The sequence below is a fragment of the Nocardia citri genome (assembly GCF_054065835.1).
This window is the reverse complement of sequence record NZ_JBSUQM010000003.1, coordinates 368,463-386,500: the sequence shown is the minus strand read 5'-3', so window position 1 is coordinate 386,500 and position 18,038 is coordinate 368,463. Positions and strand designations below refer to the sequence as shown.

Below are 18,038 nucleotides of genomic sequence, written 5' to 3'. Positions count from 1 at the left end.
GGGAGCCCACGGAGGTCCCGGACGCACAGTATCCGTTATTTCGTGATTATCGCCGGTAAGTCGTAAAATCAGCACGAAACGCCCGGATCGCACATCACCGCGGAATCGGGCACGTGCCGGGCAGTGACCCGATCGACGCCTTCGTGCGGTTCGGACCCATGATTCATCCGAAGCCGATGCCCTCGGCGCTCGACCGAGAAGGCGCCGACCGCGACTCGAGAGGCCGAGCCGCGGTCCTTCTCTCGTATGGAGTTAGATCGGCAGCGTGATCGAGTGGGCGTGCGTGAACGCCTCGAGCCCGGCACGATTGGCGCCACCTCGGCCCATGCCGCTGTCCTTCACCCCGCCCCACGGCGCCCGGCCGTCGATGGCCGCGCCGCCGTGAGCGTTGATCCAGCTCATCCCGGCCTCGATCCGCCGCGCGAGGGACACCGCGCGGTCGATGTCCTTGGACCACACCGAGGCTCCGAGTCCCAGTTCGCTGTTGTTGGCTCGGGCCACCGCCTCATCGACCCCGGAGTAACCGAGGATGGGCAGGACGGGTCCGAACTGTTCCTCCCTGACCAGCGGGGCCGCCTCGGACAGGCCGGTCACGAGCGCGGGCTGCACGAAATGCCCCTCGGCAGGATCCGACCTCAACGTCCCGAAGGTGTGCACCTCGGCGCCCTCGCTCCGCGAAGCGGCAAGCAGGCGTTCGATCCGCGCGCGACCCGCGGCGGTATGCATCGGCCCCAGCTGAACCTTCGGATCGAGGCCGTCTCCCACACCCCAGGACGACAGGATGCTCCCGAGCCTCCCCAGCACCTCGTCCACCCGGCCTTCGGGAACATACAGACGCTTGATCGCGATACACGCCTGGCCTCCCATGGCGAAGGCGCCGGCGACGATGCGCTCGAAGACGGACTCGTCCTCGAAGGCGTCATCGAGCATGATCGCCGCGTCGTTGCCCCCCAGTTCCAGCGTGAGCCCCGTCAGCTTCGGAGCGCCCTCCGAGGCGACGATCTTGCCGACGCCTGTGCTACCGGTGAAGTGCACATGCCGAACCAGCGGGTGCTCCACCAATGCCTGAGCGACCTTCGTCTCATCGGACGTGATGAGCGAGAGCACACCCGGCGGAAGGCTGGCCGCGAGCTTGCCGAAGACCGAGAGCGCGGCCAGCGGCGCGGTCACCGGAACGTGAACCACGGCGCTGTTGCCGGCCACCAGAGCGGGCGTCACAGAGACGACGGCCATCGAGACCGGGACGTTCCACGGCGAGATGATGCCGACGACGCCGACCGGATCGCGGAAGACGAGCGTGCGATTCGCACCGGCCCGTCCGAGGTCCTCGCCGTTGTCCAGCCAGTCGAGATGCTGCTCGAGAAAGGCGACCGGGAACGAGAGGTACTTCAGCTCACGCGTGGACTCCGACAGCACCTTTCCCTGCTCCCTCGTCAGGAGCACATCCAGACCTTCGACATCCACATTCTGTAGGGCGCGCGCCACCAGCTCGAAGCGCTCCCGCACGGGAACGGCCGCCCATCCCCGCTGCACCTCGTGCGCCGCGGTCACGATCGTGTCGATGTGCTCCGGCCGGATACGCGGCAGTGTGCCGACGACCTCATCGGTGCGAGCGGGGTTACGCACCTCGATGACACCATTCGCTTCGAATGCCGTTGGGGTAACCAGGCCCATCTCGATCGCATTCATCTCTTCCACCACACTTCCGCTCTGCCTGATGTGTTGCGGCCGACCTGGAAGGACAAGCGCAACCGCGATATATCGTAAACATCATCGAACATTCGAGTGATTGATACAACAGGATCAACGGATGCAATATTCGGGATCGATCCCGTGGTCGGCCGAAGCCGGCGCGAAGATTCAGCGGATGATAGTGGGCTCAGGCGAGGGCGATTCCACGCGTGGGTCCGCTACGCGGCACACGCCGCCGGCGACCAGCTCGTCGATCCGTACCCGGTCGTAACCGAGTTCGGCCAGCACCCCACACGTGTTCGACCCGCTCACCGGGGCCGGCGCGAAACCGTCACGCCGCGGCTGCCGATCCTCGAACACGACCGGCGGGCCGAAGCAACCCCACACACGGCCATACCGGGGGTCGTAGGTCTCGGCGACGAGCCCGGCATCCCAGGCCGCACGCATGCCGGACAGCCGCACAACTGGATCCCGCTCACACCGCACCGCCGGGACTCGATGCCGTGCCAGGGACGCGAGAGCCTCGACGGTGTTCATCGAGCGGAACCGCCCGGCGATCCTTTCCCTACTGCTCTGGTTCCATGCTCCCCGGGGGCCCAGGTCCGTCAGGTTCAGCACTTCGGCAAGAGCCCGCGCCCCCGGGGCATCGGGTGCCCATACGGCGATCCAGCCGTCGAGAGTCTGGTAGAGAGACTCGGCCGGATGGAAGCCGGTGCGGTCCGCAGCCAGCAGTGGGGCGCCGGTGACTGTACCGTCCGAATCTCGAACGGCCCCCGCGGCGAAGAACAGGGCCGTACCTAGCAAGCTGTTTTTCACTTCCGCCGCGCCGCCGCCAGCGGCACGCTCGTACAGCGCCGCCAATATCGCCACCGCGCCGAGTGCGCCTGTGCCGTAGTCGACGAAGGGCGACCGGTACCAGAGCGGGTCGTTGCCGACCCCGCCGGCGCGCACTTCGTGCCCGGCGAGCGCCTGCATGACCATGTCGAACCCGGGCTGGCCGGCCCGCGGGCCGGTCTCCCCGAACGCCGTCGTGTGCAGGTGGACGAGGTCGGGGTAGTCGGTGCGTAAGGTAGCGGCGTCGAGACCGAGCCGCTCCGCCACACCGGGCCGGAAATTGTGCAGGAAAACGTCCGCGTCGCTGAGCAGATCGCCGAGGACGGCCCGCCCCTCGGCGGCCTTGAGGTCGATCCGGACGCTGCGCTTGCCACGGGTGCAGACCCACACGTTCCGCGCACCGGTCAAGTTGGCTATCCCGGTAGGTGGCTCCACTTGGATGACGTCGGCGCCCAGATCGGACAGCAACCGGGAAGCGAAGGGCCCGGCGACGAAATTTCCGATGTCCACCACTCGTATCCCACGCAGCGGGCCTTCGCCCGGACCCAGGTTCCGGGTCGGTGCGGGCCGACCGGTCTCGAGTGCCTTCAACTCGAGTACGTTGCCGACGAAACGCCGTCCTGAACCATCTTCGCGCAGGTAGCCGGTGGCGGCGACCTGTTCGTCGTCGAAGCACGCACCCGGCTCGAGTGCCGGTGCCGCGGGCAGCCCGGCCGCAGCCAGCCGGTCGAGAAGTTCCCGGTGCGGAATGGCGGCGAAGAATGGCTCCAGCAACATGCGATCGGCGAAGAAGTTGCCGGGGCCGCGCGACGGATCGGGCGCACCCGGATCGCCCGGGTCCACCTCGATGGGGACGCCCAGCAGTCGGTAGAGCGCGGCCAGCGCACCGGGCGCCCCGAGCACGATCTGGACGAACCCGCCGTCGGCGCAGCGGAAGATCAAGTGCCGCACGTCTTTCGGTGGGACTCGATCGAACACCGGGTCGGGCCGCTGCGTCGTGAGAAGCAGGTGCGGCCACATCAGCGTCATCCCTCGCTGAAGGGAGGTCCGCACGAGGCAGCCCTGCCCGGTGGCCGTCCGTTCGAGAAGAGCGGCCCAGAGCCCGAGCAGGCCGGACAGTGCCGCGCCGAAAGTCCCGGGGGAAAAGGCGAGCTGGGTGGGCCGGTCGCCGAACTGCTCGAAACACATCCCGTTGCGGGCTTGGACGAGTAATTCCGCAGCCGGAACCTCGGGCCCGTCGTGGACCTCCTCGGCGACGATGTCCAGTACCACGAGTTTCGGGAATCGGTCGCGCAGCATCTCGGCGGTCAGGCCGCGTGCCGCGGCCTCCCCGGACGGACCGCAGACACAGATATCCGACTCCGCGAGTACCGATTCCACGTCGGCGGATCCGCACGCGGTCCACGGGGCGGTCGACGTGCGCAACGCGGGGGCGTGGGCCGCGAGACTGTCGCCCGGCCACATCACACGGGTCACTCGGACGCCGAGCTCGCCGAGGACCTTGGCCACGATGGCCGCCGGCAGCCCCGAACCCAGGTCCACGGCGCGCAAGCGACTGATCCGCGGACTGGTCATGCTGTTCATCCCGCCGGCCTCATCTCCGTATGCGGCTCCCGCCGCCGCGTCCAACCGCGCACGCAAATCGGCGGCAGCTGTCCGACCCGGCCAACCCCAAAGCCTCGTTACATCGGAATACTAAACAGCATTTCGTAGATAACCAAGTGCTTGGCACCACGAATCATTCGGTGTCAGCCGTCGCCGAACACGCTCGCGTGCACATCCAGAAGACCCACGCGAAGTTCGTCCATCTCGGCCGCGATCCGCTCACTGGGGCCGATGATGCCTAACCCGACAGCATGACCACCCACCCGTCCCGAGACCGCGAGCGAACTGACTCCGACAGTGCCCTCGTCGACCGCGCCGTACCATCCGAGCTCGCGCTGAGCCCGCACCTGTTCCTCGACCTCTCGCGGATCGACCTTGGTGTACGGCGTCCGGGGACTCAGCGCCTGCAGCCGCAAGGTGCGGGCCATATCGTCGTCCTCGAGCACCCCGAGCAGCGCTTTTCCGATGGCCGTGGCATGGATCGTGAAGGTGTCGCCGATGTCGATGACGTACCGCAGTCGGTGCCTGCCCTCGGAAACTGCGACGACCTTGATCCGCGCACTGTCGATCACCGCGCAGACGGCGGTTTCACCCGACCGCTGGGCCAGCAGACTCGTCGCCTCGACACCGAAGGCCGTGAAGAGGCCCTGCTCGCCGATCGTATTCGCGATCGCCAGCAGCCGGCCGGTCGGGTAGAACCGCCGCGTCGTGACCGTCCGGCTGACATAGCCGAGGTCGCGCAGGGTGTTGAGCAGATCGGAGGAGCTGCTCTCCGGCAGGTCCAGCAGCCTGGCGACCTCGGATTTCGTCAATTCCCGGCGCTCCCTGGCGAAAATCTCGAACAGCGCCATGGTGCGTGCGGCCGCCGGGACCGGAATGCCGCTGGAGGGCGTGGCGCCACGCGCCGCACGCATGGCCCGGCCCGAGGATCCGTTGGACGCCGCCCTCGCCATAATTCCTCCCCAGTCACCTGTGCGTCATGCGAAGCTCTTCCACGCGATATCGTAGCTAATGACGCCATGTCGTGCATTTGCCAGGGTATCCCGCCGCCGAATCCCCCTTCGGGTTTCACTCCTATCCGAGAGTCGTGTAGTCGACTCGCAGGTCACTCGCCCCGCTGTACCCCCACGAACCGAGTTCGGCCCCGAGTCCGGAGGACTTCACACCGACGAACGGCTGGTCGGGGTACTGGCCGGCCCCGTGGCAGTTGACCCAGACCATGCCGGAGTACATGCGAGCGGCGACCCCCTCGGCGCGCGGCACATCGGCGCCCCAGACCGAGCCGCCCAGACCGAATTCGGTCCCGTTGGCCTGCGCCAGGGCCTCGTCCAGATCGCTGTAGGCGATCAACGGCATGACCGGGCCGAACTGCTCCTCGTCCACTACCCGCATGCCGGGCGTGCAGCCCTTCAGAATGGTCGGCTCGATGAAATAGCCTGGGCCGGACAGCCGCCTGCCACCGCTGACGATGGTGGCGCCCTGCGCGACGGCGTCCTCGATGAGTCCGGTGACCTTGTCGTACTGCGCCTTGTTCTGGAGTGGACCCATGGTGACGTTCGCCTGGGCGCCCGGCCCCAACTCCACTTTCGCCGCCAGCTCGGCGAAACTCGCGGCGATCTCGTCCACCCGGTCCCGCGGGACGAAGATCCGCTTCGCGCAGATACACAACTGCCCGGCATTGTCGAACGTGGCTGCGAACAGTCGCTCGCTCATAGCCGCTGTGTCGAAGTCCTCCAGCAGAATCGCGGCGTCGTTGCCGCCGAGTTCCAGCGTGATCCTCTTGAAGTCTTTCGCACCGGCCGCATAGACCTTCGCTCCGGTCGCCATCGATCCGGTCATGCTGATCTTGCGGATCTCGGGACGGGTGGTGAGCTTCGGCCCCAGTGCATCGGTGCCGGTCAATATCTGCAGGACGCCCGGAGGGAACACCTCCCGCAGCAGTTCACCGACGCGCAGCGTGGACAGCGGCGTGTACGGCGAGGGCTTGACGATGATCGGGTTGCCGGCCGCGATGGCAGGAGCGATCTTCGCGAAAGCCAGCAGCAGTGGGATGTTCCAGGCGGTGATCCCCAGGGTCGGGCCGATGGGCTGCGTGCTCACCCGCCCCCTGGTCGTCGTACCGTCTCCGAGCTGGGCCTGCGTCGGTTCGAACCCGGCATAGAATTGGACGAAAGCCGCCGAGCCCAGCACCTCGCCGACCGCGGCTCCGAAGGGCTTGCCCTGCTCGGCGACAAGGATTCCGGCGAGGTCCTCCGCATTGGCCGATAGGATCTGCGCGGCCGTGCCGAGCGCTTCGCCGACTCGAGCCCTGTCCCGGAGCCATGTCCCTCGGTGGGCGGCGACGGCGGCCGCCATGGCCTCTTCGATCTGGGCGTCCGTGCACTCGGGAGCCTGGCCGGCCAGATCCTCCGTGGCCGGGTTGATCACGTCGAAGAATGCGGTGTTGTCAGCAGGCTTGCCGTTGATCGTCTGGGTGTAACTGGGGCGGATCATCGTTTCGGTCTTTCTGGTGACGGGATGCAGATCATCGGGGGAAGCGGATGACAGGCTTGATGGTGGAACCATCGGCGGAGTCGGCGAACGCCTGGTTGATGTCTTCGAGGTCGTAGAATTTGATGAGGCGGTCCACGGGGAACTGCCCCTTCCTGTGCAGATCGACGAGCAAGGGCACCATTTCGCCTGGGATCGCATCACCCATCACAGCGCCATAGACGTACGCGCCCAATGGGATCGCCGCGACGTCGAGGCCCACCCCGTCCTGCCGGTGGGAGGCGATGAGACCGAGACGGCCGCCGCGGCGCAGGGTTTCGACGCCCACTTTGCATATCGTGCTGAGCCCGGTGGTGTCGATCGCACAGTCGACACCCTGGTTCGCCTCGGTGATTTCGCGGATCCGATCGGCCAGATCCGCGTCCTTACCGTTGATGGTGTGGGTGGCGCCGAGTTCCTCGGCTAGTGCCAGCCGTTGATCATTGATGTCCACCGCGATGATCGGGTCGCAGCCCATCACCTTGGCCATCATGAGGGCCCCGTATCCGACCCCGCCGGCACCGTAGACGACAAAGGAGTCACCCTCGTCGGGCCGCAGAATATTGCGCACGCTGCTCGCTCCGGTGAGCAGTCCGCAGCCGAGCGGGCCCGCGATGTCGAGGTCCATATCGTCGTCCACCTTCACCACGTTGCTTCGGTGACCGAGCGCATGGGTGGCGAACGACGACTGCGCGAAGTAGTGCCCGCTGAGCGGCTCGTCGCCGTCGAAGAGGGTGGGTGAACCATCGAGACGGACGCCGAAGAAGTTGTACGAATTGAAGTCGTCGCAGTAGGCGGGGTGACGTTGCACGCACTTGCGGCACCGACCGCAGGAGCCGAAGGAGAGAACAACCTTGTCACCCGGCTTCACGTGGTCGACGTCCGCTCCGACGGCTTCGACTACGCCGGCGCCCTCGTGGCCGAGAACCGCAGGGAAGGGCGGCGGGAACTCCGGGCTTTCGAGCACCGTGGCATCGGTGTGGCAAACCCCCACTGCCCGCATCCGTACCAGGACCTCATCCGGCCTGGGATCGTCCAGGCGGAGTTCCCGGAGTTCGAGCGGGGCGTTCTTGGCCACCGCAACCGCGGCTTGAATGATCGGCATGAAGACTTCCTTGTCGTCACTCGGCCGGCCCACTGCGGGCCTCTGACCGATTCGAGCGCCGGGTACGGCGCGAAATATTGTCGATCTCTCGCTGTGGCAGCCGGTGACCTGCGCCATACTCACGAGATATCGAACTATACACCGAAACATCGTCATTGATCTATGATTCTGCGAGATTGAGGACGCACGATTCACCGGCATTACAATGCAAGCATCACCCAAAAACAAGGCTTTTTGTATACGAAAATCCGTGTATCTTTACGTCATATCGTGATATTGCACTGCTCGCCACTTGGCCATGAGCAGATGGACAGGCGAGGAGGGATGCGGTATGACAACGCCCCCGCTGGCAGGACTCAGGGTCGTCGACTTCTCCGAGGCGGTGCCCGGCCCCTTCTTCACCCACTGCCTCGCCGACCTCGGCGCCGACGTCACCAAAGTCGAGCGGCCGCTGCGTGATGTCACCTTCAACCTCCAGCCGGCCGTATGGCACGCGCTCAACGGAGCCAAGTCGGTGCACATCCTCGACCTCAAGAACGAAGACGATAAGAACACAGCCCTCGAGCTGATCGAGGAGGCCGACGTGATGGTGGAGGGCTTCCGTCCCGGAGTCATGGATCGTCTCGGCCTCGGGTACGCCGAACTCGCAGACCGCCGGCCGGACCTCATCTATGTGTCGCTCTCGGGCTTCGGGCAGGAAGGGCCGTACGCCCACGTACCGGGCCACGACCTGAACTACCTCGCGGCATCGGGTCTGCTCGCCATCTCCGGCGATCGGGTACCCGCTAATGCTGTCGGAGCCCCGATCGGTGATCTCGCCAGTTCCATGTACGCGGTGACGGCGACGCTCGCAGCCTACGTTCAGCGCCAGACGACTGGCCGTGGCCAGCACCTGGATGTGTCGATCGCCGACTGCCTGACGCACTGGATGAACACGGTGGCACCGAACCTGCGCGCGCGGGGCAGGGCCACTGTGAGCGAGAGCCGCGCGCTGACGCTGGCCAAACCGGCCTATGGCGCCTTCGAGACCGCCGAGGGCGACTGGATCGCCATCGCGGCGCTGGAGGACAAGTTCTGGCGCGCGCTCGCCGACGAACTCGGTCTCGACGCCGACCTGCTGACCGCGACGCGCACGGAGCGGACTGCGGCGAGCAGCGAGATCAACGACATGATCGGCGCCGCGGTCGCACTTCTCGGGACCGCGGAGGTGCTGCGCCGACTGCGCGACCGGGACGTCCCGGTCTCGCTCGTCGAATCACCGGTGACGGTAGCCGCAGCCGAGAACTCACGCGTGCGTGGCCTGTTCGAGGAGCGGGGCGACACCACCGTGGCGCGCTTCCCGGTTCGCCTGGCCGGGCTGGACGGGACCGAGTCCTGACGCCGCCGCACTCATCAGGTCCTTCCCGATCAGTGCGTCGTCAACGCGATTACTCCACTGACCGCACCTGATCGACAGCGAGCGGACAGCCCGGTTTACTCCTCGGAGCCGAACACAGTGGCCCGGGTCTCCAGCACCTGGTCGATCAATGCTTGTTCGCTGCCGACGATCCGGTCGGTGGGACCGATGATGCCCAGCGCAGCGAACTCCAGGCCCATCCGACCCCACACCGCGATCGAACTCACGCCGACGGTTCCCTCATCACGTGTACCGAACCAGCCTCTCGGCGACGCCTTCTGGATGTCGGCCTCGATCTCCCTGGGATCGGTCAACGTGTTCGGAGTCAGCTTCGCCAATGGCTTCAGGCGCAGGAGCCGGCCTCGCTCCGCGGGTTCCATCGTCGCGAGAAGCGCTTTGCCCACCCCGGTGCCGTGGATCGAGAAGGTGTCGCCGACGTGCACCATATAGCGCAGTCGATGTTTTCCCTGCGCGGCGCCCACCACCCGGATCCGGTCCCCGTCGACGACGGCGAAGACCGCCGTCTCGGAGGTACGGGCCGCGAGGTGCCCGACGGCCTCCTCCGCGAACGCGCCGATCTGGTCGTTCTCGACGATCGACCGCGCGACAGTGAACAGACGGCCGGTCGGATAGAAGCGGCGAGTCGCGACCGTCCGTGTCACGTAACCGAGTTCGAGCAGGGTATTGAGAAGATCGGACGTACTGCTCTCGGGTAGATCCAGCAGACGAGCGAGCTCGGACTTGGACATGGCACGCCGCTCGATGGCGAAGGTTTCGAAAAGCGACATGGCGCGTGCCGCGGCGGGAACGGTAGGCGAGGGTCGGCGTTGCTCGGTAGGGCTGACCCGCTGCGTAGTTCTCGCCACCAATTCTCCTCGTCACTCTCAGCCCGACGCGTGCGTCTGCAGAGAATGGTAGCCGACCACCCCCCTGGCAGCCCGCAGCGACGACCCGGAGTCCACCTCCCGGCGGATTCGTTCCTCGGCATCACGGACGTTGTTCGCCACGGCGACGACCTCCTCGACCCGGGCCATCGGAACGCTCACCACACCGTCCCCGTCGCCGACGAGCCAGTCGCCCGCTTCGACCCGCACACCCCCGATAGTGACCGGTTCGCCCGTGGCCTCCACCTGGACTCGATCCTTCCCCGTCCGCATCCAGTTTCCCCGGGAGAAGATCGGATACGACAGCTCGAGTGCTCTGTCGATATCGCGACAGATCCCGTCGATCACCGTTCCCTCGACGCCGCGCTTACTGGCCGTCATAGTGAGGAGATCCCCCCACACCGTGGCGTCGAGCCGACCCTGGTTGTCGAGCACGACGACCCTGCCCGGCCCGATGTCGTCGATGTAGTCGCCAACCGTTCCGGGATCCTCGCCGACCGGGCCGTATCGCAGCGTCCACGCCTGACCGACCAGCCGGAAACTCCGATCCAGTGGCATGATCCCCAGGCACTGCCCCGGAATCGCCAGCTTGTCCATGGCGTCACTCAGATCGGTGCAACTCAGGTCCGCGAGCGCCGCCGAGACGTCCTCGACCGACATCGTCATGCCCGTGCCTCCAGCATCGTTTCGTACTGTGCGCCCATCACCTCGGAGATGGGGTCTCCGTTGCGAATTCGCTCCGCCATCTGCTTTTCCTTGCCGACGATCTGTTCGGCTGCCCCGAGAACCCGATCCGCATCGGCGGCGGCGATGAACACCACGCCGCTCCCGTCGGCCACGACGAAATCGCCGGGATCGACGCGGACGCCACGGATCGTCACCGGAACGTTCCACGCCTGCTCGACCACACGCCCCCGCGCGGTGAGCGGCACTCCGTTGAGCCCGAAAATGGGCAGGCCCACCTCGCGACTCTCGTCCACATCACGACAAGCGCCATCGATGATGACCCCTCGAACTCCCGCCGCAACCGCCGCGAGCGAGAGATTGCCACCCCAGCCAGAGACATCGGCACGGCCGCCGTGGTCGATCACGATCACGTCGCCGGGCCGGGCCGCCTCGATCGCGCTTGCGCCCAGGTGGCGGGCCGACTTCTGCCCGAACTGGGCCGGAACCAGCTTCACCGTGATGACGCGACCGCGGACGGCATCGAGAGTGGTGAGCCGCTGCAGGCCCAGCGCTACGCCGGACGCGCCGAGCAGATCCAGGGCGTCGGAGACCGCGCACGCGTCGACCCCCTCGAGTCGTGCGAGCACCGTTGACGTACTACTCATCTGTGTCCTCCGATATGTAAGCCGTCGCTTCCAGCTGTACGCGCATGCCCGCCGGCAACTCCAGTTGCACAAAATGTCTCGCGGGGCGCGATGACTCGTCCGGGAAGTGACGGGACCACACATCGTTCAGGTGGGGGCGTACCGCACCGGACGCGGCGAAGACGTTGATGTGGACTACATCGTCTAGTCCGGCCCCTGCGGCTTCGAGCGCGACACGAAGGTTCTCGAAGGCCAGCCTCACTTCATCGCCCAGATCGGCCGGGAGTTGCTTGGTCTCGCGGTCCCATCCCTGGATCGCCGCGGTCGCCACGAGAGGTCCGACGCGACTTGCGACCGGCGTCGGGTTCGTCCCGTGGTCGAGACCGGCGACCTGAAAACTTCGACGAGTCACCGCGTGAGCCTCGGCATGTCGTAGATGTCGAGCGAACGTTCGCCGGCCCCGAGGCGAGCGAAGACATGCGTTTCCTTCTCCTCGCGCCGAGCGCTCGCCCCCACCACGTCCGCAACCGAGTCCCCGGCAAGGACGACGACACCGTCCGCATCGCCGACGACGAGGTCGCCTCGGCGCACGGTGACTTCACCGACGGTGATCGGTGTGCCGAGGGTGCCGTAGCCGATCGGATTCTTGACCGTGCCGCGGATGCACAGTCCCGACGAGAACACCGGAAAGCCCCGCTGCTCGAGCTGGACGGCGTCTCGGACACAGCCGTCGATCACCAGGCCCGCGATGCCGCGTGCGATCGCCGCGACCGCCATGACCTCGCCCCAATAACCGAAGTCACGCTCCGGCCCGACGCTTGCCACGATCACGTCACCGGGCGCGCACTCGTAGATGGCACGGTGCAGCCAGAGGTTGTCGCCACCGGGGCCCGAGACCGGGTAGGCCCGCCCCGCGACCGACATGCCGGGTCGGACCGGGCCGATGTATCCGGGCAATGCCCCAGCCCGGCCCGCCGCCTCGTGCAGGGTTGCGGACGGGAATCGCGCGGCCTCCTTCAGCAGGGCGTCCGGAATCGGATCAGGCATCGCCGAAGGCCTCCTTCAGACGCGGGAACACTTCCAGAGCGTTGGTTTCGTAGATGTGCTCGCGGTCCTTATCGGTAAGGAAGTCGATGCGATCGATCGTGTACTTGAAGTCCTCGAACGACCGGCCCGTTCGGGGATCGATCGCTCCCCCACTGCCCGGCCGCTCCGTGCCGAACAGGGTGCGATCGGTCCCGACCGTCTTGAACAGGAGCTCGAGCGACTCCGCAGCGTGAACGTCGGTGTCGAAGTACAGCTGACGCAACGCATCGTCGAAAGAAGTCAGATCAGCCGGCGCATCGGGCAGCGGCAGGCCGGCCGTCCCCGCCTTCTCCAGCTCGACGAAGTACTCTTTGATGTGCTTCTTCTTCGTGGCGAGGTCGAGCCACCAGTGCGCACGCCATCGGCCGATCTGGTACGGAATCGCACCGCCACCGTGGCTGACCATTACCTTCAGATCGGGAAAACGATCGAATACCTCCGAATGCACGAGCGAGGTCACCGCGAGGCTCTCCTCGCTGGAGAAGTGCTCGTCGTAGGTCTCCCGGCCCCGGCAACCAGCGCTGTGGATATGCGCGGGAACCTTCAGCTCCACCAGCTTGTCCCACAGCGGGTACCAGTAGGGGTCGGAAAGGCGTGGGGACCGCCCGCCTCCCTCGTCCGGGTCCGGATTGAGCAGGACTCCGACGAAACCCAGCTCACCCACGGCTCGATCGAGCTCATCGAACACGATCTCGATCGGCTCTCCGCTGACCTGCGGGAGCCCGGCGACACCACGCAGCCGCGTGGGGTGCTGGGACACGGCCCGGTGGATGAGGTCGTTCTGGAGTCCGATCCACAGTGCGACGTCCTCGGCAACGGGGTGCGAGTGCATGAGCACGAACGGCCTGGGCGAGATGAGCTGCACGTCGGTGCCGACCTGGTCCATCAGCTTCACGCCCTTGGCCGCGCAGGCTGTGAGCTCGTCGTCGTCGACGTAGCGGTCGATGTACCACTGCTTGGAGTGCTGACCGTTGGAGGCTTGAAGCACGGTTCGGATCCCGAATACGGACGCCGGTGTGATGAGGTGGCCGTGGGCATCGATGATCATCGGTTATCTCTGCTCTCTTCTTTCCGTCATCGCCAGATCAGGAAGGCCAGACCGATTCCGGTACCGGCCGGCGTGCGGCGAACCGGGATGTAGTCGTCCTGGACGAGGGTGAGGTGGTTGACGGCGGCGCCGGTCATGATCCAGTTGAGGATCTCGGAGTTACCCGAGGTCAGGGAGTAGTGCGGCACAGTGCGCAACGCCTGCTCGTCCTTGTCCCGCAGGCCGTCGATAATCGCGCGATCCAGCCCCTCGTCGACGACGAAGTGGGTGAGACCGCCGGACGCGACGACACCGACACGCAGTTGCGCCGGCATGGCCTCGACCGCCCTCTTGATCTGCAGACCGATGTCGTAACAGCGCGACGGACGCGGAACGTTGGGCGGGAAGTAGGTGTTCAGCATGACCGGCACGAGCGGTACCGCGACGTCTCGCACGAGCCGGTCGATGACGAATCCGTAGGCATGACCGAACCCTGCCCGGTGCGGATCGAGTACGTCGGAGGCGACCGCAACGTCCACGCCCTGCTCGATCAGCCCACCGATCACCGCGTCGGCGACATCCTGCCGCACGGGGTACGTGTGCACAGCGTCCATGAGATAGCCCCGGTTCGCCTGGCGGTACCAGCCGGGCAGGTTCGGGTTGACCTCGTTCTTCGGATGCGTCACGACCTCCGGGCCGTTGAACACCGCGATGGCCGGCATATGGGCCTTGCTGAAGAGTTCCTCCTGGTCGTCACCGATGACGATCAGGGCGTCCAGCTCAGCCTCCGTGACGGCCGCGGCGAGCCGGTCGAGCGATTCCTGTGCCTGTTGCGCCTGCTTCTCGAAGTTTCCGGGCGCCGCCTCGGCGGCGTACCGACCGGCGGACTCGGTCAGCAGCTCGTCGTAGGTGATGACCCGCCCATCCCGCAGATGGAGCTCGGTCTTGCGCAAGTCGTCTTGCGCTCGTTCCGCCCACATCGCGGCATCTATCGCCAGCAGTGGGCTGTGCGACGTGCCGATTCCGAGCACGATCTCGGCCATGGCTTACTCCATCTCCTGGGTTGATCAAGCGTCGAGTACCAAGCGCGGCGACTTGCTGCCCGAACAGCAGACGAAGATGACGTCGTTCGCTGCCTTCTCGGACTCGGTCAGGACGAGGTCACGGTGATCCGGGATCCCCTCGAGCACGCCGGTCTCGCACGTACCGCAAATCCCCTCGGTGCACGAGAAGGGGACCTCGACCCCCGCGTCCTGCATCGTTTCCAGGATCGTTTGCCCGGGCCGCACCTCCAGAACGAGGTCGGACCGGCTCAGAACGATCTCGAATCCACCAGTCGTGTCCGCCTCGACGTCGCTGGTGAAGTACTCGACATGCACCGACTTCGCGTCGAGGTGGGACGTGGCGTTCTCGAACGCGGCGAGCATCGGCGCCGGTCCACAGCAGTAGACATGTGTACCGGGCCCCGCGCTGCGAACGATCGCGTCGATGTCCAGAACCCCGCCGTCCTCGGCGTCGACGTGGAGCGTGATCTCACCGCAGCTCCCGGTGGCCAGGCCCTCCAGCTCCCGGCCGAACGCGATCAGGGAGCGCTCGCGGACCGCGTAGTAGAGGTGCCACTTGCGCTGTAGTTCTTCCAGCCGGTGCGCCATGGCCAGCATCGGCGTGATCCCGATGCCGCCGGCGACGAGGATCGAGGTCTGTGCGGACTCGTCCAGCTCGAAGTTGTTCGACGGCTCGGAAACCTCGACCAGCATGCCCGGCCGGAGGTTGTCGTGGATCCACGACGACCCGCCCCGGCTGCCCGGGGTGCGGTGGACGCCAAGGATGTAGCGCCGACGGTCCGATGGGGAACCGGCCAGGGAGTAGCTACGCATCAGCCCGTTCGGTAGCGCGAGATCCACGTGGGAGCCCGCGTCGAACGGCAGGAGCTCGCCTCGATCAGGATCGACCAACTCGTAGGACAGGATGCCGTGCGCCTCGAAGCGGACAGCGTCAACTCGTAACCTTCGAGTGTTCGTCGCGGCAGTCATGTCCGTCCACACCCACTTTCGTTCATAGTCACTTCATGGCCCTCGCGGGCCGACCGAAGCAGTGCCGTGGATACCCGCACGGTCTCCTTCGCGAATGCGCCGTCATGGCATGCCGGACGGCCCAGCCGCACGTCGCCGAAGAGTTCGTCGAGGACGTCTCCGCGGCCTGCCCACACGCCCAGCGGTACGCGCACCGGCTGCGCGCCTACGGCGCCGTACACCACGACGCCTTCCGGCGTCGGCCGAAGGTCGGCTTCGGCGCAGGTGACCACGAGCTCACCGAAGTGCGGGTGCCGAGCCGGCTGCTGTACCCGGCGGTGCCCGTAGGCGTACTGGCGCCGTCTGGCCGACTGTTCCTCCGCTGTCGACAGTCCCGCCAGCCGGCGCCGTGCGACGCCGTGCGACGCGGCCTTGGTGCTACCGCCCTCGCCCACCCAGCCGTACAACTCGTCGGTGTCGAACTGGTCGTAGCCGCTGTACACGAGTGAGCCCGCGATACCGCCGTCGAACTCGATGAGCGCCGCGCAGGAGCCGGCGGCGCCCCGCCTGGGATCGAGCCGGCTGGCGATGGCCCGCACCGACCGCACGGGGGCATCGACGATCGTGCGCAGGCAGTCCACCTGGTGCGGGACCTGGTTGAACCAGATCCCGCCGCCGCGCTGCTCGTCCAGTTCCGCGGCCAGGCGCGGCCGATAGAGAAAGTCGGTGAAGGTCCAGCAGCCGATCATCCCCAGCGCGCCGTATCGTCCGGACCTCACAGCATCAGCGATCCACGAGATCGCCGGGTCGAAGCCGTGGGTGTGCCCGACGACCAGGGTCACGCCCGCGGATGCCGCCGCGCGGATCATGTCGTCGCAATCGGCGAGTGTCAGCGCCATCGGCTTCTCGACGATCACGTGCCGGCCCGTCGCGGCGGCGGCAACGGTCTGGTCGCGATGAAATCGGTGCGGAGAGGCAATGTAGACGGCCTCGATATCGGATAGCTTCCACAGGTCGGCGATGTCGGCGACGGCCGGTAGAGCCTCATTGGTCTCGAAGGACGAGCGCAGCTCCGCCGCCGGGTCGACGGCCGCGACCAACCGGAAGCCTGGGTGGGCCTTGATCACAGGGACCATCGCGCCGCCGGCCAGCCCCAGGCCGACGACCGCGATTCCGATCGGCCGGCTCATCGGCCGACCTGTGCCCCGGCCAGGCCGGGGGTCAGTTCGCCGCCGAAGGCGTCCACGAACTCGTCGAAGTTGTCGATCGAGGTCACCCTGCTGATGGCCCGGACGCGGAAGAGTTCGTCTCCGCGGCGGATGATCTCGGGCTCCTCGCCCCCCGCGAGCTTGTCCGCCATGTTGAGCAGAAACCTACGCGCCGCGACGACCGCGCGATCCGAGCTGACGAGGTGCTCGTGCGTACGGTCGGCGATGCCGGGGTTGCCGGCCAGCGCCCTCGAGTTCTCGGCGAGCGCGCGGTCCTGGTCGTGGACGCCCCAGATCCCGGTGAAGTTCTGGGTTCGCTGCATCTCGCGGTCGACGAGGTAGTCGTTCTCCTTCGTGGCCAGCGGCACGAAAGTATCGATGATGTAGTCGTCGGGGCAGACGAAGGCGCCCTTGATCATCCGTGGCGGGAAGAGGGCGCCGCTTCCGTAGTAGTCCCGATGCTCGCTCTCGGGAATGGGCCCGTCGACGTGGTAGCCGAAGGTGAACACCGTGGTCAGGTTGTCGTCGATCGGAACCCATGCGCGACCGCCACCCTGGGTGAACTCGCCGGGCGCCCGCGGAATGAGGCTGAACATCGGGGCGATGAACTGTGTGACCCGCCACTGGTACGTGCCGTCGTCCAGGGATCGCCGGGCGCCGTACACCAGACCGTATTCGGTCTCCCGGAGTTCGATGTAGGGAGCGGCGTCGGCGGACATCTGGGATCCGGCGGCCTTCTGCCGCGAGTTCCCGCGGTCGAAGTCGCGGTGCAGCCAGCTGATATGCGACGAATCGATCTCGCCTTCCAGCCCCTGCGACCAGTTCGTACGCTGCAACCAGCGCGCGGCGTAGACCTGTTCACCGGGCAGGTTCGCGTACTCCATCCCCGGCAGTGGCGGGCGCTTGTCCGCCGGACCCATATAGATCCACACCACCCCGGCCCGCTCTTCTGTGGGGTAGGCCGTGATGCCGACGCGGGAGCGGATATCGGGCGCACCGACCTCGACGTTGGGTGTCTCGAGGCAGTTGCCGTCCACGTCGAACTTCCAGCCGTGGTATGCGCAGCGGAGTCCGCATTCCTCGTTCCGGCCGAAGAACAGCGGCGCCAGCCGGTGCGAGCAGTACGCGGAGACGATGCCGACCTTGCCGCTGGAATCGCGGAACGCTACCAGGTGCTCACCGAGGATCTTCAAGCGAACCGGTGGGCCGTCCGGCTCGCTCAGTTCCGCCGACGTCACTGCGGGCAGCCAGAACCGCCGGAACAGCTCACCCATCGCGGAGCCCGGTCCAACCCGTGACAATGATTCATTCGCCGAAGCGCGCAGCATCTTCCTTGCCTCCTGACCAGTG

16 protein-coding genes are annotated in these 18,038 nt (G+C 66.6%); 1 reads left to right on the top strand and 15 read right to left on the bottom strand.

The genetic code is table 11. The annotated features are described in order from the left end of the window. Positions 1 to 252: 252 nt before the first annotated feature. From ACW2Q0_RS07675 to ACW2Q0_RS07655, 5 genes are all read right to left on the bottom strand, one after another. Positions 253 to 1,689 carry an aldehyde dehydrogenase family protein gene (locus ACW2Q0_RS07675; protein ID WP_457187612.1) on the bottom strand — a complete coding sequence of 479 codons (1,437 nt, stop codon included), beginning with the start codon at positions 1,687 to 1,689 and terminating at the stop codon, positions 253 to 255. A gap of 171 nt (positions 1,690 to 1,860) precedes the next feature. Next, positions 1,861 to 4,101, bottom strand: a complete 2,241-nt coding sequence (locus tag ACW2Q0_RS07670) for a CoA transferase (RefSeq protein ID WP_457187610.1) — start codon at positions 4,099 to 4,101, stop codon at positions 1,861 to 1,863. A 173-nt stretch (positions 4,102 to 4,274) separates the two neighbouring features. Further along, entirely contained in the window at positions 4,275 to 5,084 is an 810-nt protein-coding gene (locus tag ACW2Q0_RS07665; protein ID WP_457187608.1) for an IclR family transcriptional regulator, read from the bottom strand. 121 nt (positions 5,085 to 5,205) lie between these two features. After that, positions 5,206 to 6,624 (bottom strand): aldehyde dehydrogenase family protein, encoded by a 1,419-nt coding sequence (locus ACW2Q0_RS07660; protein WP_457187606.1) that lies wholly within the window; start codon positions 6,622 to 6,624, stop codon positions 5,206 to 5,208. Positions 6,625 to 6,655: 31 nt separating this feature from the next. Beyond that, positions 6,656 to 7,765: an NAD(P)-dependent alcohol dehydrogenase gene (locus ACW2Q0_RS07655; protein ID WP_457187604.1), complete on the bottom strand. Its 1,110-nt coding sequence runs from the start codon at positions 7,763 to 7,765 to the stop codon at positions 6,656 to 6,658. A 331-nt stretch (positions 7,766 to 8,096) separates the two neighbouring features. On the opposite strand from ACW2Q0_RS07655, the gene ACW2Q0_RS07650 reads away from it, so the two are divergent. Then, entirely contained in the window at positions 8,097 to 9,143 is a 1,047-nt protein-coding gene (locus ACW2Q0_RS07650; protein WP_457187602.1) for a CaiB/BaiF CoA transferase family protein, read from the top strand. Positions 9,144 to 9,238: 95 nt separating this feature from the next. Here the strand turns inward: ACW2Q0_RS07650 and ACW2Q0_RS07645 are convergent, their stop codons facing one another. The 10 genes from ACW2Q0_RS07645 to ACW2Q0_RS07600 all read right to left on the bottom strand — a co-directional run bounded on the left by ACW2Q0_RS07645 (position 9,239) and on the right by ACW2Q0_RS07600 (position 17,962). Then, positions 9,239 to 10,027 carry an IclR family transcriptional regulator gene (locus tag ACW2Q0_RS07645; protein ID WP_457187600.1) on the bottom strand — a complete coding sequence of 263 codons (789 nt, stop codon included), beginning with the start codon at positions 10,025 to 10,027 and terminating at the stop codon, positions 9,239 to 9,241. 18 nt (positions 10,028 to 10,045) lie between these two features. After that, positions 10,046 to 10,711 carry an RraA family protein gene (locus ACW2Q0_RS07640; RefSeq protein WP_457187598.1) on the bottom strand — a complete coding sequence of 222 codons (666 nt, stop codon included), beginning with the start codon at positions 10,709 to 10,711 and terminating at the stop codon, positions 10,046 to 10,048. Continuing rightward, a complete protein-coding gene (locus tag ACW2Q0_RS07635) occupies positions 10,708 to 11,376 on the bottom strand; it encodes an RraA family protein (RefSeq protein WP_457187596.1) in 669 nt (222 codons plus the stop codon). Before ACW2Q0_RS07635 ends, ACW2Q0_RS07640 begins: the two co-directional genes overlap by 4 nt. Next, entirely contained in the window at positions 11,369 to 11,767 is a 399-nt protein-coding gene (locus tag ACW2Q0_RS07630; protein WP_457187594.1) for a RidA family protein, read from the bottom strand. Before ACW2Q0_RS07630 ends, ACW2Q0_RS07635 begins: the two co-directional genes overlap by 8 nt. Beyond that, positions 11,764 to 12,402 carry an RraA family protein gene (locus ACW2Q0_RS07625; RefSeq protein WP_457187592.1) on the bottom strand — a complete coding sequence of 213 codons (639 nt, stop codon included), beginning with the start codon at positions 12,400 to 12,402 and terminating at the stop codon, positions 11,764 to 11,766. Before ACW2Q0_RS07625 ends, ACW2Q0_RS07630 begins: the two co-directional genes overlap by 4 nt. Next, positions 12,395 to 13,489 (bottom strand): amidohydrolase family protein, encoded by a 1,095-nt coding sequence (locus ACW2Q0_RS07620; protein WP_457187590.1) that lies wholly within the window; start codon positions 13,487 to 13,489, stop codon positions 12,395 to 12,397. The genes ACW2Q0_RS07625 and ACW2Q0_RS07620 overlap by 8 nt, the downstream gene beginning before the upstream one ends. Positions 13,490 to 13,515: 26 nt before the next feature. Continuing rightward, positions 13,516 to 14,511 (bottom strand): DODA-type extradiol aromatic ring-opening family dioxygenase, encoded by a 996-nt coding sequence (locus tag ACW2Q0_RS07615; RefSeq protein ID WP_457187588.1) that lies wholly within the window; start codon positions 14,509 to 14,511, stop codon positions 13,516 to 13,518. Positions 14,512 to 14,535: 24 nt separating this feature from the next. Further along, positions 14,536 to 15,423, bottom strand: coding sequence for a PDR/VanB family oxidoreductase (locus ACW2Q0_RS07610; protein WP_457187586.1), 888 nt, complete (start codon positions 15,421 to 15,423; stop codon positions 14,536 to 14,538). A 74-nt stretch (positions 15,424 to 15,497) separates the two neighbouring features. Continuing rightward, positions 15,498 to 16,670 carry a Gfo/Idh/MocA family protein gene (locus ACW2Q0_RS07605; protein WP_457187584.1) on the bottom strand — a complete coding sequence of 391 codons (1,173 nt, stop codon included), beginning with the start codon at positions 16,668 to 16,670 and terminating at the stop codon, positions 15,498 to 15,500. Next, a complete protein-coding gene (locus ACW2Q0_RS07600) occupies positions 16,667 to 17,962 on the bottom strand; it encodes a Rieske 2Fe-2S domain-containing protein (RefSeq protein ID WP_457187582.1) in 1,296 nt (431 codons plus the stop codon). The genes ACW2Q0_RS07605 and ACW2Q0_RS07600 overlap by 4 nt, the downstream gene beginning before the upstream one ends. Between the last annotated feature and the right edge of the window lie 76 nt (positions 17,963 to 18,038).

Coding starts and splice junctions, on each gene's coding strand:
- ACW2Q0_RS07675 (WP_457187612.1), bottom strand. CDS start 1,689: ATGAATGCGATCGAGATGGGCCTGGTTACCCCAACGGCATTCGAAGCG.
- ACW2Q0_RS07670 (WP_457187610.1), bottom strand. CDS start 4,101: ATGACCAGTCCGCGGATCAGTCGCTTGCGCGCCGTGGACCTGGGTTCG.
- ACW2Q0_RS07665 (WP_457187608.1), bottom strand. CDS start 5,084: ATGGCGAGGGCGGCGTCCAACGGATCCTCGGGCCGGGCCATGCGTGCG.
- ACW2Q0_RS07660 (WP_457187606.1), bottom strand. CDS start 6,624: ATGATCCGCCCCAGTTACACCCAGACGATCAACGGCAAGCCTGCTGAC.
- ACW2Q0_RS07655 (WP_457187604.1), bottom strand. CDS start 7,765: ATGCCGATCATTCAAGCCGCGGTTGCGGTGGCCAAGAACGCCCCGCTC.
- ACW2Q0_RS07650 (WP_457187602.1), top strand. CDS start 8,097: ATGACAACGCCCCCGCTGGCAGGACTCAGGGTCGTCGACTTCTCCGAG.
- ACW2Q0_RS07640 (WP_457187598.1), bottom strand. CDS start 10,711: ATGACGATGTCGGTCGAGGACGTCTCGGCGGCGCTCGCGGACCTGAGT.
- ACW2Q0_RS07635 (WP_457187596.1), bottom strand. CDS start 11,376: ATGAGTAGTACGTCAACGGTGCTCGCACGACTCGAGGGGGTCGACGCG.
- ACW2Q0_RS07625 (WP_457187592.1), bottom strand. CDS start 12,402: ATGCCTGATCCGATTCCGGACGCCCTGCTGAAGGAGGCCGCGCGATTC.
- ACW2Q0_RS07620 (WP_457187590.1), bottom strand. CDS start 13,489: ATGATCATCGATGCCCACGGCCACCTCATCACACCGGCGTCCGTATTC.
- ACW2Q0_RS07615 (WP_457187588.1), bottom strand. CDS start 14,511: ATGGCCGAGATCGTGCTCGGAATCGGCACGTCGCACAGCCCACTGCTG.
- ACW2Q0_RS07605 (WP_457187584.1), bottom strand. CDS start 16,670: ATGAGCCGGCCGATCGGAATCGCGGTCGTCGGCCTGGGGCTGGCCGGC.
- ACW2Q0_RS07600 (WP_457187582.1), bottom strand. CDS start 17,962: ATGGGTGAGCTGTTCCGGCGGTTCTGGCTGCCCGCAGTGACGTCGGCG.